Source organism: Pseudomonas sp. SIMBA_068, from assembly GCF_046534705.1.
GTDB classification, from domain to species: Bacteria; Pseudomonadota; Gammaproteobacteria; order Pseudomonadales; family Pseudomonadaceae; genus Aquipseudomonas; species Aquipseudomonas putida.
Window position 1 is genome coordinate 295,340 of the sequence record NZ_JAWRYI010000003.1, and the last position, 15,183, is coordinate 310,522.

The following is a 15,183-nucleotide window of genomic DNA, read 5'->3' on the forward strand; positions in this document are numbered from 1 at the left end:
CTATCCTTATTGGGCCAGGCCACGTTCCAGCCAGCGCTTGCTGGAGAAACTCACCGCCGCGTCCAGCACCAGTGCCAGCAGTGCGGTGCAGGCGGCACCCAGCAGCAGCTGTGGCTGGTTGTTCAGGGCGATGCCGGGGAAGATCAGGCTACCCAGGCTGTTGGCGCCGATCAGGAAGGCCAGCGGTGCGGTGCCCACGTTCAATGCCAAGGCCACACGGACACCACCGACGATGATCGGCACGGCATTCGGTAGCTCCACCTGCCAGAGCTGCTGGCGCGGGGTCATGCCGATGCCGGTGGCGGCTTCCTTGAGCGAGGCGGGGACATTTTTCAGGCCCTCGTAGGTGTTGCGCACGATGGGCAGGAGGGAGGCGAGGAACAGCGCGAAGATCGCAGGCCCGGCGCCGATGCCCAGGATACTGAGCGCGATGGCCAGAACGGCCAGGGGAGGAATGGTGTTGCCAACGTTGAAAAACTGCATGAAGCGCTCGGCTTTGTCGACCCGGTGCGGTCGACTGAGGGCAATGCCAGCCGGGATGCCCACGGCCAACGCCGCCGCCATCGAAGCCAGCACCAGAACCAGGTGCGCTTGCAGGTAGAACCCAAGATCGTCGCGGTAACGCGCGATCGTGTCGATGCCGATCCAGTGGACCAGCAGGGCCAGGATGACGAGCACGGTGGCGCATCCCAACAGCCCTTTTCCGTAGCGTTTAGCCACAGGCGGACTCCTTGTGTTGTCGGCGAGCACACTTCTTTTTTGCCGGCCAGTCCTGGCGGCGGTTGGTGTGTTCGCGAGTAGCAGCGTGACGCACGCCGAAGGCTGCGATCAGGCCATGAGCCGAACCCCGTCGGGCCCGAAAATGCTGATGAAACCAGTCCCCAACCGAAGCGGGTTGCAGGGGAATGGACGTCTCCGTGGGCGCAAAGGTTCCCATCTGAGGCGGCATTTGGCCAGCGTTAATCACTGGGTCTCAGGAATTTTGGCGAGAAAAAACAGCAGCGTAATGCGCTGCAGGCGTTGAAATAACTGCGCTTTGGCCATTTGTCGTGATAAAGCGATTGCCTGATGATTTTTTGCTGTCGGGCTGGCCCTGTCGCCGGCAAGCCAGCTCCCACAGGTACTGCTCAAGGCTTGAAAACAGCGCAGTCATTGTGGGAGCGGGTTCACCCGCGAAGAGGCTGGAACAAGTGCCGCTGGTTCAGCAGATTTTGGTCCCAGCCCAACTTCAGGTATGATATCGCCCCTTTTTGAATCCCCCAGTCAGGCGATTTCCCATGACCAACCAGGCCGCCGAAGTCGCGAAGCGCCGCACTTTCGCAATCATTTCCCACCCCGACGCCGGTAAGACCACCATCACCGAGAAGCTGCTGCTGATGGGCAAGGCCATTGCCGTCGCCGGTACCGTGAAGTCGCGCAAGTCCGACCGCCACGCCACCTCCGACTGGATGGAAATGGAGAAGCAGCGCGGCATCTCCATCACCACCTCGGTGATGCAGTTCCCGTACCGCGAGCACATGATCAACCTGCTCGACACCCCCGGCCACGAAGACTTCTCGGAAGACACCTACCGCACCCTGACCGCGGTGGACTCGGCGCTGATGGTGCTCGACGGCGGTAAAGGTGTAGAGCCGCGTACCATCGCCCTGATGGACGTGTGCCGCCTGCGCGATACGCCAATCGTCAGCTTCATCAACAAACTCGACCGTGACATCCGCGACCCGATCGAACTGCTCGACGAGATCGAAGCCGTTCTGAAGATCAAGGCTGCGCCGATCACCTGGCCGATTGGCTGCTACCGTGACTTCAAGGGTGTGTACCACCTGCAAGGTGACTACATCATCGTCTACACCCCGGGCCACGGCCATGAGCGTACCGAGGTGAAGATCATCGAGAAGCTCGACTCCGATGAAGCCCGCGCGCACCTGGGTGACGAATATGATCGCTTCCTCGAACAGCTTGAGCTGGTACAGGGCGCATGCCACGAGTTCGATCAGGACGAGTTCATCAATGGCCAACTGACCCCGGTGTTCTTCGGTACGGCGCTGGGCAACTTCGGTGTCGACCATGTGCTCGATGCCGTTGTCGACTGGGCGCCGCGCCCGCTGGCCCGTGTCGCCCACGAGCGTACCGTGGAGCCGGTGGAAGAGAAGTTCACAGGCTTCGTGTTCAAGATCCAGGCGAACATGGACCCGAAACACCGCGATCGTATCGCCTTCATGCGCATCTGCTCGGGCAAGTACGAGAAGGGCATGAAGATGCGCCACGTGCGTACCGGCAAGGACCTGCGCATCGGTGACGCGCTGACCTTCTTCTCCTCCGAGCGCGAGCAACTGGACGAGGCCTTTGCCGGTGACATCATCGGCCTGCACAACCACGGCACCATCCAGATTGGCGACACCTTCACCGAAGGTGAGGCGCTGGGCTTCACGGGTATTCCGCACTTCGCCCCGGAGCTGTTCCGCCGCGTGCGCCTGAAGGACCCGCTCAAGTCCAAGCAGCTGCGCCAGGGCCTGCAGCAGCTGGCCGAAGAGGGTGCAACCCAGGTGTTCTTCCCGGAGCGCAGCAACGACATCATCCTCGGGGCGGTCGGTGTGCTGCAGTTCGATGTGGTCGCCAGCCGCCTGAAGGAAGAGTACAAGGTCGAATGCGCCTACGAGCCAATCACCGTGTGGTCGGCGCGCTGGATCAGCTGCGATGACAAGAAGAAGCTCGAGGAATTCCAGACCAAGGCCATGGAGAACCTGGCCATCGACGGTGGCGGGCACCTGACCTACCTGGCGCCGACCCGGGTCAACCTGGCACTGATGGAAGAGCGCTGGCCGGACGTCAAGTTCCGCGCGACCCGCGAACACCATTAAGGCCTGAAATCGGGGGCCGCTAGGCGGCCCCATTTCAATTTCCGGCTTTGATACTGGTCCAGATCCGGGTGCGAATGCGGTCGATCTTCGCCGGCATCGCTTCCAGCGCATACAATTTACCCATCATGTCTTCGCTCGGGTAAATCATCGTATTGCCCTTCATGGCCGGCTCCACCAGCCCGTCCGCTTTCAGGTTGCCGTTAGCGTATTGCACATGGTTGCTGATGTTGGCCATCACCTCTGGCTGCAGCAGGTAGTTCATGTAGGCATACCCGGCTTTTTCGTCCGGAGCATCGGCCGGCATGGCCACCATGTCAAACCACATGGGCGCGCCTTCCTTGGGTATCGAATAGCCCACCTTCACCCCGTTCTTCGCTTCTTCGGCACGGTTTTTCGCTTGCAGCACATCCCCCGAGAAGCCCACCACCACACAGATATCGCCATTGGCCAGGTCGCCGGTGTACTTCGATGAATGGAAGTAGCTGATGTAAGGCCGCACCTGCATCAACAGCGCCTTGGCCTTGTCGTAGTCCGCCGGGTTCTGGCTGTGGTGCGGCAGGCCCAGGTAGTGCAGGGCAATCGGCAGCAGTTCGGGGCCGTTGTCCAGTACGGCGACGCCACAGCTTTTCAGCTTGCTCATGTACTCGGGCTTGAAGATCAGGTCCCACGAGTCCACCGGCGCGTTGTCGCCGAGCACCGCCTTGACCTTGTCGATGTTGTAGCCGATGCCGGTACTGCCCCACAGGTACGGGAAGCCGTACTGGTTGCCCGGGTCGTTCACCTCCAGTGCCTTGAGCAGCACCGGGTTGAGGTTTTGCCAGTTGGGCAGCTGCGACTTGTCCAGCTTCTTCAGGGCCTTGCCCTGGATCTGCCGGGCCATGAAGTGGTTGGAAGGGAACACCACATCGTAGCCGGAGTTGCCGGTCATCAGCTTGCCGTCGAGGGTTTCGTTGCTGTCGTACACGTCGTAGGTGGGCACGATGCCGCTGGCTTGCTGGAAGTTCTTCAGCGTGTCGGGGGCGACGTAGCTGGACCAGTTGTAGATTTTCACCGTTTCGGCGGCGCCGGCCACACTGGCGGCCAGCATCAGGGGAGCGAGAAGGAGCGTGCGCATGTCGGGTTTACCTTGCTTTGTCTGTTGTTATCGAAGGCAGGCGATCAGCGGATCAGAAAATGAGTACGTAGGTCTTGCGCACGGTCTCCTGGATGTCCCAGATGCCGGTGCTGTTGGCCGGTAGCATCAATGCGTCTCCGGCTTCTATAACCAGGGGCTCGCCACCGTCGGGGGTGAAGGTGCAGCGGCCCTTGATGAAATGGCAGAACTCCTGTTGCACGATCTGCCGCCGCCAGCGCCCCGGGGTGCACTCCCAGATGCCGGTTTCGACGCCATCACTGCGTTCCACGCAGGTGACAGATGTCACCGCCACGGGTTCGCCAAGCGGCACTGCGACCGGGTTGGAGCTGTCGAGCACAGCGCTGTCGGTGTTCTTGAACTGGGTAATGCTCATGACCGGTGGATCCTGTGCAGTTGATAAGGGAAGTCAGTGCATGAAGCCTTCCATGAAGTCCGCAAGCGAGCTGGCCAGGCGCCGCCTCCACGGCGCGCTGGCGGGGTTGGCGAGGGTCCGGTCCTCGTGGACGAAGCTTTGGATGATCGCGTTGTAGCCCAGCCAGCGGCAGGGCTCTGGCGGCCAGCTGGCCAGACTCGATACCGGGCGGTTGTCCAGTACCCAAGGTTGCGCAGTCAGTTCGTTGTGCTGGTCAAGGATTAGCGCCGCCAGGGTGCGTCCGCCCAGGTTGGTGGCACCGACGCCTTCGCCACCGTAGCCACCGGCCAGGGCAATGCCGCGCTGACGGTCGCAGAGCATGTGCGGGCGGAAGCGCCGCGCCATGCCCAGGTTGCCGCCCCAGGAGTGGGTGATGCGCACATGCTTGAGCTGCGGGAACAGCTCGCTGAACAGGTAGCGGCGCAGTTCGATTTCGTGCTCTTGGAGGTTGAAGTTTTCGCGCAGGCGGCCACCGAAGCGATAACCACCGCGTGCGCCGAATACCAGGCGGTTGTCGGCAGTGCGCTGGCCATAGGTGACCTGGCGGCTGCTCTCGCTGAAGGCTTGGCCCTGGCTCAGGCCGATCTGCTCCCAGGTCGATTCCGGCAGCGGTTCGGTGGCTATCAGCAAACTCTGTACTGGTAACTGGTGCTTGCCCAGCGGCGGCAGGCTGGCGGCGTAGCCTTCGACGGCCGGCACCATCCACTGGCAGCGAATCCGCGCCAGCGGGGTGCGCACCTCGCCGGGTTGCCAGTCGATGGCCGGGGCGTTTTCGTAGATTGGCACCCCTAGCGCTTCCACGGCCCGCGCCAGGCCACGCACCAGCTTGGCCGGCTGGATGGTCGCTGTGTGCGGGCTGTAGATGGCACCAAATGCATTACTGACCCGCAGCTGGTTTTCCAGTTGCTCGGGGCGTAGCCAGCGGTAGTCGTCCTCGGTCATGCCTTGGCGATACAAGTCATCGAGGTAGGCACGCAGGCTGCGTTCTTGCTCCGGGTAGCGCGCGGCGCAGTACAGCACGCCGCCCTTGCGGTAGTCGCAGTCGATGCCTTCGCGTTGCAACACACCCTGCACTTCATCGGGAATGCCGTGCAGCAGGTCGATGCTGGCGCGGCGCTGTTGTGGCGACAGGGTGGCGAGCAGGCGGTCTTCGCCCAGCAGGTTGCCCATCAGCCAGCCGCCATTGCGCCCGGACGCGCCGAAGCCGGCGATGTTGGCGTCGATCACGGCGATGCTCAGTTGTGGCGCCTGGCGCTTGAGGTAGTAGGCGGTCCACAGGCCGGTGTAGCCGGCACCGATGATGCACACATCCACTGCCAGGTCTTCGTGCAGGGCCGGGCGGGCGCACAATGGCTCTTCGAGCTGGTCCATCCACAGGCTGAGCGTGCGCAGGGGTTGCATCGGGTTCGGCTCCACATCGGTCAAGGTCTGTGGGCGATCCTAGTGCTGTCAGCCAGTGGCTGTCTTACGTGCGTGCACGCAGAGAAATTTGCTTGAGGTAGGCCTTGGGCGTGAGCCCGGTGTGCTCGCGGAAGCACTTGTAGAACGCCGACAGCGAGTTGAAACCGGCGCTGAACGCCAGCTCGTCGATCGTCGCCTCGACGCTGTCGTCGTCGAGGCTGGCCATCAGGTGCTGCAGGCGGGCCTGGTTGACGTAGCGGTAGAAGCTTTGCCCGAGCACCTGGTTCAGCAGGTAGGAAATCTGGTTGCGGCTGTAGCCGCTGGCGTCGGCCACCTGCTGCAGGTCCAGCTCCGGGTCCAGGTAGGGGCGCTGGCGCTGGAAGTAGTGCTCCAGGTCCTGGGCCATGGTCGACAGCTGCCGCGGCGACAGGCCCAGGCGGCTGGTGGCCGGGCGCGGGCCGCTGCGGCCGTGCCCGCTGCCGTTCTGGCGAACCAGCGTGGCGTATTCGTTGACCCGCCAGATCAGCCCGTCCTTGACGGTGATCGCCTCGCTGGACTGGAACGCCACCAGGCCGTCACCGCCCTGGACGGTGACCTGGTACTGGATGAACGCGGTGCAGCCATCGACGCGGATGCGGTCGCTGTGAACGATATCTTCGCCGGCTTCATGGGGCAGGCAGGCGCGCACGTAGTCGCGCAACTCAACGTAGCCAAGCACGCGGTTCTGGAAGAAGTCGTGGTACTGGATGTCGGGGTGGTACAGCGCAATGACGCCGTCGAGGTCGCGATGCTTCCAGCACAGGTGGTAGTGCAGCACCGTGTCGGCGGTAATCGGGGTCTGGGCAGGGCCATCAGGGAGCGTCATAGGTGAATGATGCCTCGCCGCAAAGCTTGCTACAAGAATGCAGAACACCTGATGCACAGCGCCAAGTCGCGCAATTTGCACGATTATGAACGAGCCGCTATTTCTAACTCATTGTTTTATAAGCGTGTAATTTTTTGTCGCAAATGGCACAGCCGCTGCAGTGGTTACTGCGCGAATGGACTTGTCGCTAACCACTTAAGGCGAAAACATCATGATCACCCCTGCCGACTATCCCGCTGTCGATTCACAAAGCCGCTCAGGTGTTTCCTGGGCTGCGATTTTCGCTGGCGCCGCTACCGCAGCTGCCTTGTCCCTGATCCTGGTGGTCCTTGGTGCAGGGCTTGGCTTCGCAGCTACTTCCCCTTGGGCAGACGAGGGGGCCAGTGCCAAGGCCCTGGGCATTTCCACCATCGTATGGCTGCTGCTGACGCAGATCATCGCTTCGGGCCTGGGCGGCTACATTGCCGGTCGGTTGCGGGTGAAATGGGCCAACTTGCATGGCGATGAAGTGTATTTCCGCGACACCGCGCATGGCTTCCTGTCCTGGGCTGTAGCTACCCTGGTTACGGCCATGCTGGTGCTGGGCGCTGCGGGCAACCTGGTGGGCGCTGGTGCCAGCGCGGCTTCGCAGGCGGCCACAGTATCGGCGGCTGCCGGTGGTGCGGCGGCGTCCGGTGACAACAACGATTCGATGGGCTATTTCGTCGATAGCCTGTTCCGTGGCGATGGCCCTGCACCCGTGAGCGACGATGCAGCAAACGGCGTAGCCGCACGCATCCTGGCCAAAGGCATTGCCAGCGATGGTGCGCTACCTGCCGAGGACCGCACCTACCTGGCGCAGCTGGTGGCCCAGCGCACCCGTCTGACCCAAGCCGAGGCCGAAGCCCGTGTCGATCAGGTGATGGCCCAGGTGCAACAGTTGAAAGTGCAGGCCAAGCAAGCCGCTGATACCGCCGCCAAAGTAGCGGCCTGGACAGCATTGTGGACCTTCGTCGCGCTGCTGTGTGGCGCCTTCTTCGCCAGCCTTGCAGCGCTTTACGGTGGTCGCCGTCGTGACCAGGTGCAGTGGCTGGAAGGTGAGTACGTCGCACATCGCACCATTCAACGTTAAGCAAGGAGAACCGACATGCGCTCGATACTGCTCTGGATGCTTGGTGTACCGATCCCGGTCATCATCCTCATCGCCATTTTCATGCATTGACCGAGAGGGCCGGTTTGCGGCCCTTTCGCAGCACAAGGCTGCTCCTACAGGCGACCGCGATATCCCCTGTTATCGCGATCCCTTGCAGGAGCAGCCTTGTGCTGCGGATGGGGCGCAAAGCGCCCCCGGTCATCTACAGGAACTGCTCGGCATAGTGGCAAGCCACCTGCCGGCTACTCACCTGCCGTAACGCCGGCACCTCCTTGGCACACCGCTCGGTCGCATACGGGCAACGCTTGTGAAACGCGCACCCATCCGGTGGATTCAGCGGGTTGGGCAGCTCCCCGACAATGCGGATCTTCGGCTTCAGCGGGTCGGGATGAATGGCTGGTGTCGCCGACAGCAGCGCCTGGGTGTAGGGATGCAGCGGTTTCTCGTAGATATCATCCTTGGCCCCCATTTCCACCGGGCGCCCCAGGTACATCACCAGCACGTGATCGGCCACATGTCGCACCACCGCCAGGTTGTGCGAGATGAACACGTAGGCGGTGTCGAACTCCTTCTGCAAGTCCATGAACAGGTTCAGCACCTGCGCCTGGATCGACACGTCCAGCGCCGAGGTCGGCTCGTCCGCCACCAGCACTTTGGGTTGCAGCATCATCGCCCGTGCCAGGGCAATGCGCTGGCGCTGGCCCCCGGAGAACATGTGCGGGTAGCGCTGGTAGTGTTCCGGGCGCAGGCCCACCTGCTCCATCATTTTTTGCACTTTCTCGCGCCGCTCGGCCTTGCTCAGCGAGGTGTTGATCAGCAGTGGCTCGGCCAGCTGGTCACCAATTTTCTGCCGTGGGTTAAGCGAGGCGTAAGGGCTCTGGAACACCATTTGCACATCGCGGCGCAGTTGCTTGCGCTGCGCCTTGCTGGCGCCTGTCACCTCGGTACCGGCGATTTGCAGCGAACCGGACGACGGTTCTTCGATGAGGGTCAGGGCACGGGCCAGGGTCGACTTGCCGCAGCCGGACTCGCCGACCACCGCCAAGGTCTTGCCGGCTTCCAGTTCGAACGACACGCCATTCAGTGCGCGGACCAGGGCGTGGCCTTTGAACAGCCCGCGGGAGACTTCGTAATGCCGGGTGAGGTCCCGGGCAGATAGAACGACGGCCATCACGCCACCTCCTGGTTCAGCGGATAGAAGCAACGCACCAGGCTGTGGGCCTGAGGATCGAGAGGCGGGCGCTGGCGCCGGCAGTTGTCCTGCACGTAGGGGCAGCGCGGCGACAACAGGCAGCCGACCGGGCGGTCGTAGCGGCCGGGGACGATGCCGGGCAGGGTGGCCAGGCGCTCGGCGCCGATGCTGTGCTCGGGGATCGCCGCCAGCAAGGCTTCGCTGTAAGGGTGGGCGGGCACGTCGAACAGCGTCGGCACCTGGCCCACTTCGACGGCTTCGCCTGCGTACATCACGCATACCCGCCTGGCCGTTTCGGCGACCACGGCAAGGTCGTGGGTGATCAGGATGAGCGCCATGTTGCGCTCCTTCTGCAGGTTGACCAGCAGCTCCATGATCTGCGCCTGGATGGTCACGTCCAGCGCGGTGGTCGGCTCGTCTGCGATCAGCAGCTTGGGCTCGCCGGCAATGGCCATGGCAATCGCCACGCGCTGGCTCATGCCGCCAGACAGCTGGTGCGGGTAGGCGTCCAGGCGGCTTTCCGCTGCCGGGATCTCGACCTTTTTCAACAGTTCAAGGGCACGCTGGCGCGCGGCCTTGCCCTTCAGGCCCAGGTGCTGGCGCAGCACTTCTTCGATCTGGTAGCCCACGGTATAGCTGGGGTTGAGCGCGGTCATCGGGTCCTGGAAGACCATGGCGATGTCCTTGCCCACCACCTTGCGCCGCTGGCGGCCGCTGAGCTTGAGCATGTCGGTGCCGTCGAAGCTGAGGGTGTCGGCGGTGATGCGCCCGGGGGCGTCGATCAGGCCCATCAAGGCCATCATGGTCACGGATTTGCCCGAGCCGGATTCGCCGACGATGGCCAGGATTTCCCCGGCGTCCACCGACAGGTCCAGGCCATCGACCACGGGTACCGCATTGGCATCGCCGAAGCGCACGTTCAGGTTTTTGATTTGCAACAGTGACATGGCGTTCTCCTCAGGCGGCGTTCTTGAGTTTCGGGTCCAGCGCATCGCGCAGGCCGTCGCCCATCAGGTTGATTGCCAGCACACTGAGCAGAATGGTCAGGCCGGGCAGGCTCACCACCCACCAAGCACGCTCGATGTAGTCACGGGCCGAAGCCAGCATGGTGCCCCACTCCGGGGTCGGCGGTTGCACGCCCAGGCCGAGGAAGCCCAGGGCGGCAGCGTCGAGGATCGCCGAGGAGAAGCTGAGGGTGGCCTGCACGATCAGCGGCGCCATGCAGTTGGGCAGCACGGTGACGAACATCAGCCGTGGCAGCCCGGCACCTGCCAGGCGTGCGGCGGTGACGTAGTCGCGGTTCAGCTCGACCATCACCGCAGCCCGGGTAAGGCGCACGTAGGAGGGCAGGGAGACGATGGCGATGGCGATCACCGTATTGATCAGCCCTGGGCCGAGGATGGCAACGATGGCCACGGCCAGCAGCAGGGAGGGCAGGGCCAGCATCACGTCCATCAGGCGCATGATCGACGGGCCGAGGATGTGCGGGAAGAAGCCTGCCAGCAGGCCCAGCAGGATGCCCGGGATCAGCGACATCACCACCGACGACAGGCCGATCAGCAGCGACAGCCGCGCCCCCTGGATCAAGCGCGAAAGCAGGTCGCGGCCCAGTTCGTCGGTGCCGAGGATGAACTGCCAGGTGCCGCCTTCGAGCCATACCGGCGGGGTCAGCAGGAAGTCGCGGTACTGCTCGCTCGGGTCATGGGGGGCAACCCATGGCGCGAACAGTGCGCAGAACACCACCAGGCACATGAAGGCCAGGCCCATTACCGCGCCTTTGTTGCGCGCGAAGGCTTGCCAGAATTCTTTGTACGGCGAGGGGTAGAGCAGGCTCTGGTCCACCGGGCTGGCCGGCGACACGGATTTTGCAATCGGGCTAGTCATGGCAAAGGCCTCAGCGCTGATGACGGATGCGTGGGTTGGCCAGGCCGTAGAGGATGTCCACGACGAAGTTGACCAGGATCACCAGGCAGGCAATCAACAGGATGCCGTTCTGGACCACGGGGTAGTCACGGGCACCGATGGCTTCGATCAGCCACTTGCCGATGCCCGGCCAGGAAAAGATGGTTTCGGTCAGCACTGCACCGGCCAGTAGTGTGCCGACCTGCAGGCCGAACACCGTGAGCACCGGAATCAGGGCATTGCGCAGACCATGCACGAACACCACCCGGGCGGGCGAAAGGCCCTTGGCGCGAGCGGTGCGGATGTAGTCTTCGCGCAACACTTCAAGCATCGACGAACGGGTCATGCGGGCGATTACCGCCAGCGGGATGGTGCCGAGCACGATGGCCGGCAAAATCAGGTGCATCACCGCGTCCTTGAACGCGCCTTCTTCGTCGCTGAGCAGGGTATCGATGAGCATGAAGCCGGTCTTCGGCTCGATGTCGTAAAGCAGGTCGATACGCCCGGACACCGGGGTCCAGCCCAGGCTTACCGAGAAGAACATGATCAGGATCAGGCCCCACCAGAAGATCGGCATCGAGTAGCCGGCCAGGGATATGCCCATCACCCCGTGGTCGAACAGTGAGCCGCGCTTGAGCGCGGCAATCACCCCGGCCAGCAGGCCGACGATGCCGGCGAACAGCAGGGCAGCGAAGGCCAGTTCGAGGGTGGCCGGGAACAGCGTGAGGAATTCGGTCCACACGCTTTCGCGGGTGCGCAGCGATTCCCCGAGGTCACCCTGGGCGAGCTTGCCGACGTAGTCCAGGTACTGGACCGGCAGCGGCTTGTTAAGGCCCAGGCGTTCCATGGCCTGGGCGTGCATTTCGGGGTCGACCCTGCGCTCGCCCATCATCACTTCCACCGGGTCCCCGGGGATCAGGCGTATGAGCGCGAAGGTGAGCAAGGTGATGCCGAAAAAGGTCGGTATCAACAGGCCAAGGCGCCGGGCAATAAAACTCAACATTGTCGGGGTTACCTCATCAGGCCGTGGGGCGATCAGCCCGCTACGGCAGTGCCGCCGGTTCCCGTATGGGTTGCCGGCGGTCGTTGTTGTTCTACTTCACCTTGGTGGTGGCGAAGTTATTGTTGGTCAGAGGGCTGATCACGTAGCCCTCCACGTTGTCACGCATGGCGGTGAACATCTTTGGATGGGCCATGCTGATCCAGGGTTGGTCGTCATCGTACACCTTCAATGCCTCGCTATAGAGCCTTGCACGCTCCTCGTTGTCGACCACCTCGCGGGCACGGGTGATCAGTTCCTGGAATTTCGAGTTGCACCAGCGGGCATAGTTCTCGCCGGTCTTGGCCGCGTCGCAGCTAAGCAGTGGGGTGAGGAAGTTGTCTGGATCGCCGTTGTCGCCCGCCCAGCCGGTGGACACCATGTCGGCTTCGCCCTTCTTGGCGCGGCGCAGCATTTCGGCCCACTCCATCACGCGGATATCCAGCTTCAGGCCGATCTGTTTCAGGTCGGCCTGCAGCATTTCGGCAGATAAGCGAGGGTTGGGATTGGTCATACCGCCGCCGTTGCGGGTGAATAGCGTCATCACCGTGCCGTCCGGCACGCCAGCTTCCTTGAGCAGGGCGCGTGCTCTTGCGAGGTCACGGGGCGGGTTCTGGTTTGCAGTGTTGTAGCCAGGCATGGTCGGCGGGTAGGGGTTCACACCCACCAGCGCGTTGCCTTTGCCAAACAGCTGGTCAACATGGGTCTGGCGGTCGAAAGCCATATTGATGGCTTTGCGCACGCGTACATCGCTGAGGTATTTGTGCTCGGTATTCATGGCGATGTAGCCGGTGACCAGGGCTTCGATTTCGGCGACCTTGAGCTTTGGGTCGGTCTTGATCGATGGCACGTCATCCGGCTTGGGATACAGGGCGACCTGGCATTCATTGGCGCGCAGCTTTTGCAGGCGCACGTTGCTGTCGGAGGTAATGGCGAACACCAGGGCGTCGGCCGGCGGTTTACCGCGGAAGTAGTCCGGGTTGGGTTTGAAGCGCACCTGCGCGTCCTTGTTGTAGCGCTGGAAAATGAACGCGCCGGTGCCGATCGGCTTGCTGTTCAGCTCAGCGGTTTTACCAGCCTTGAGTAACTGGTCGCCGTACTCGGCGGAGTAGATCGAGGTGAAACCCATGGCCATGTCATGCAGGAAGGGCGCTTCCGGGCGGGCCAGGGTGATCACCACGGTGCGCTCGTCGGCCTTCTTCACCGACTTGAGCAGCTCTTTGAAGGCCATGCTTTCAAAATACGGGTAACCGACACTGGTCTTGTCGTGCCACGGATGGTTCGGATCCAGTTGGCGGTTGAGGCTCCACAACACGTCGTCGGCGTTGAAGTCGCGGGTTGGCTTGAAGTAGTCGGTGGTGTGAAACTTCACCCCTTGGCGCAGATGGAAGGTGTAGGTCAGGCCGTCTGGCGAGATATCCCAGCGCTCGGCCAGGGCTGGCTGGATGTCAGTGGTGCCGGGCTTGAAGTCGACCAGGCGGTTGAAGAGCGTCTCGGCCGAAGCATCAAAGGTGACGGCGGTGGTGTACTGGACAACGTCGAATCCTTCCGGGCTGGCCTCGGTACACACCACCAGCGGTTTGGCTGCAAGCTGCGCGGCGCTGCCCAGCACCAGCGCGGCCAGGGCCAGGCGTAGCGGTAGCGATTTGATGAAAGCTCTCTGCATGGGTTGAAGACTCCCTGCTTTTGCATTGATTCCAGCGTAGCCGCCACGGCCCGTCACGAAGGGGCCGTGGCGCCAGCGGTCAAAGAATGTTGAATGGAATGGTGGTGACCACGCGGAACTCGTCCAGGCTGCCGTCACCCTGGGCCTTGCTGGCACGGTGGGTGGTGTAGGTGGCGCGGACGCTGGTGTCTTTCAGCGGCCCGCTCTGCACCGCGTAGCTGGTGCCGATGCCCCACTCGTAGTGGGTTTCGCCGTTCAGGCCATTCACGTCGTAGGCGGTGCCGCGGTAGTGGGTGCCGTCGATGCCCCAGCCGCGGGCGTTGTACAGGTTGAACTTCAGGCCGGGCACGCCGTAGGGCGCCATGTTCAGTACGTAGGAGATCTTCAGCGATTTTTCGTTGGGGCCGTTGAAGTCCGACAGCAGCGAGTTGGCCAGGTAGATGCCGTTGGTTTCGTGCAGGTAGTCGAAGTACTCGTTGCCGTTCACCTGCTGCCAGGAGGCACCGAGGGTGTGGGCCTGGTGGGTCAGGTCGAGCGACAGGCTGTAGGTGTCGTTGTCGATCTTGCCCATTTTCTGGCTGCCGGCATCCACGGTCTTGTAGTAGTTCAGGCCGGTGCTCAGGCTGAGCACTGCGCTGTCGCCGAGCACGTGGTTGGCGCCGAAGTAGTACTGGTTCCAGAAGTCGTCGACCTGGGTGGCGTACAGGCTGGTGCTCAGGCTCCTGAACGGCTGGTAGTTGATGCCGGCGGTGCTGGCGCGGTCGGTTTCCACACCCGTGGCGCTGTATTCGCTGCGAAACTTGCTCAGGCTCTGTTCGGTACGTGGCGAGACACGGTCGAAGGTGCCCAGGTCGAAGCTCAGGTTGTCGAACTCGGCGCTGTGCAGGAACGCGCCCTGGAAGCTCGATGGCAAGGCGCGGTTGCCGATGTAGGCGATCATCGGCGTGTCTACCGACTGACGGCCGAGGGTAAGGGTGGTGTTGGACACACGCGCCTTGATATTGCCCAGGCCCAGCTTGCTCCACTGGCCGATGGGGTCGCCATCGCTGTGGGTAAGGGTGCGGTTGTTGGGGCCGGCGACGGCCTGGCGGTTCTGTTGCAGGGCAATGGCATTGTAGGCTGCGGCCTCGACGGCGATGCCCACGGTGCCTTGGGTGAAACCGGAGCTGTAGTTGAGGATGGTGCCTTGCAGCCAGTTTTCACGGCTGTGGGTGGGGTGGCGGGTGCCGTCGCTCTTGTAGTAGCGCCACAGCGGCGCGCGTGCGGCGCGTTCACGGGCGTACCAGTTGCGGGTGGTGCCGGACAGGCTCTGGCCGTCGATGAAGCCGCTGGCTTGCGCCTGCTCGCTGCTGGCTTTGGGGGTGAGCGGGATGAAGGCCTGGCTTTGCGGATCGGCCTGGGCCACGGTGGAAAAGGCACTGATGGATAAGGCCAGTGCGGTCAGGGTGAATACTCTCAAGGTTGAAGCTCCCATTTTTTTCTAGTCATTGCCGGCCTTGTGGGCCGGATGGTTGTTGCGGTGTTGCCAGGGTTGCCCGGGGTCGCCGGGCTAAATCGGGGGCGTTGTGCTACCTGTAC

General features: G+C 62.9%; 13 protein-coding genes. 2 read left to right on the forward strand and 11 right to left on the reverse strand.

What is annotated here, in order from left to right; translation table 11 throughout:
• Positions 1–6: 6 nt before the first annotated feature.
• The gene (locus tag SB756_RS10430; protein ID WP_016501375.1) at positions 7–720 is read right to left on the reverse strand and encodes an ABC transporter permease; all 714 of its coding nucleotides are present in this window, start codon (positions 718–720) and stop codon (positions 7–9) included.
• A gap of 557 nt (positions 721–1,277) precedes the next feature.
• Between SB756_RS10430 and SB756_RS10435 the strand changes: the two genes are divergently transcribed.
• Positions 1,278–2,861: a peptide chain release factor 3 gene (locus SB756_RS10435; protein ID WP_016501372.1), complete on the forward strand. Its 1,584-nt coding sequence runs from the start codon at positions 1,278–1,280 to the stop codon at positions 2,859–2,861.
• A 34-nt stretch (positions 2,862–2,895) separates the two neighbouring features.
• On the opposite strand, the gene SB756_RS10440 is transcribed toward SB756_RS10435, so the two are convergent.
• The 4 genes from SB756_RS10440 to SB756_RS10455 all read right to left on the reverse strand — a co-directional run bounded on the left by SB756_RS10440 (position 2,896) and on the right by SB756_RS10455 (position 6,674).
• Positions 2,896–3,975 (reverse strand): polyamine ABC transporter substrate-binding protein, encoded by a 1,080-nt coding sequence (locus tag SB756_RS10440; protein ID WP_016501371.1) that lies wholly within the window; start codon positions 3,973–3,975, stop codon positions 2,896–2,898.
• A gap of 52 nt (positions 3,976–4,027) precedes the next feature.
• A complete protein-coding gene (locus tag SB756_RS10445) occupies positions 4,028–4,369 on the reverse strand; it encodes a cupin domain-containing protein (protein ID WP_341797631.1) in 342 nt (113 codons plus the stop codon).
• Positions 4,370–4,402: 33 nt separating this feature from the next.
• On the reverse strand, positions 4,403–5,809 hold the full coding sequence (locus SB756_RS10450; protein ID WP_410910794.1) for an NAD(P)/FAD-dependent oxidoreductase: 1,407 nt from the start codon (positions 5,807–5,809) through the stop codon (positions 4,403–4,405).
• A 64-nt stretch (positions 5,810–5,873) separates the two neighbouring features.
• Positions 5,874–6,674, reverse strand: coding sequence for a helix-turn-helix domain-containing protein (locus SB756_RS10455; RefSeq protein WP_410910795.1), 801 nt, complete (start codon positions 6,672–6,674; stop codon positions 5,874–5,876).
• Positions 6,675–6,885: 211 nt separating this feature from the next.
• Between SB756_RS10455 and SB756_RS10460 the strand changes: the two genes are divergently transcribed.
• Positions 6,886–7,785: a hypothetical protein gene (locus tag SB756_RS10460; RefSeq protein ID WP_132844027.1), complete on the forward strand. Its 900-nt coding sequence runs from the start codon at positions 6,886–6,888 to the stop codon at positions 7,783–7,785.
• A gap of 223 nt (positions 7,786–8,008) precedes the next feature.
• On the opposite strand, the gene SB756_RS10465 is transcribed toward SB756_RS10460, so the two are convergent.
• From SB756_RS10465 to SB756_RS10490, 6 genes are all read right to left on the reverse strand, one after another.
• Positions 8,009–8,977: a peptide ABC transporter ATP-binding protein gene (locus tag SB756_RS10465; RefSeq protein ID WP_341797635.1), complete on the reverse strand. Its 969-nt coding sequence runs from the start codon at positions 8,975–8,977 to the stop codon at positions 8,009–8,011.
• Positions 8,977–9,945 (reverse strand): ABC transporter ATP-binding protein, encoded by a 969-nt coding sequence (locus SB756_RS10470; RefSeq protein WP_016501365.1) that lies wholly within the window; start codon positions 9,943–9,945, stop codon positions 8,977–8,979. Before SB756_RS10470 ends, SB756_RS10465 begins: the two co-directional genes overlap by 1 nt.
• Positions 9,946–9,955: 10 nt before the next feature.
• Positions 9,956–10,882 carry an ABC transporter permease subunit gene (locus SB756_RS10475; RefSeq protein ID WP_016485005.1) on the reverse strand — a complete coding sequence of 309 codons (927 nt, stop codon included), beginning with the start codon at positions 10,880–10,882 and terminating at the stop codon, positions 9,956–9,958.
• Positions 10,883–10,892: 10 nt separating this feature from the next.
• Positions 10,893–11,903 carry an ABC transporter permease subunit gene (locus SB756_RS10480; protein ID WP_016485006.1) on the reverse strand — a complete coding sequence of 337 codons (1,011 nt, stop codon included), beginning with the start codon at positions 11,901–11,903 and terminating at the stop codon, positions 10,893–10,895.
• A gap of 91 nt (positions 11,904–11,994) precedes the next feature.
• Positions 11,995–13,605, reverse strand: coding sequence for an ABC transporter substrate-binding protein (locus SB756_RS10485; protein WP_410910796.1), 1,611 nt, complete (start codon positions 13,603–13,605; stop codon positions 11,995–11,997).
• A gap of 79 nt (positions 13,606–13,684) precedes the next feature.
• Positions 13,685–15,064, reverse strand: a complete 1,380-nt coding sequence (locus SB756_RS10490) for an OprD family porin (protein ID WP_410910797.1) — start codon at positions 15,062–15,064, stop codon at positions 13,685–13,687.
• Between the last annotated feature and the right edge of the window lie 119 nt (positions 15,065–15,183).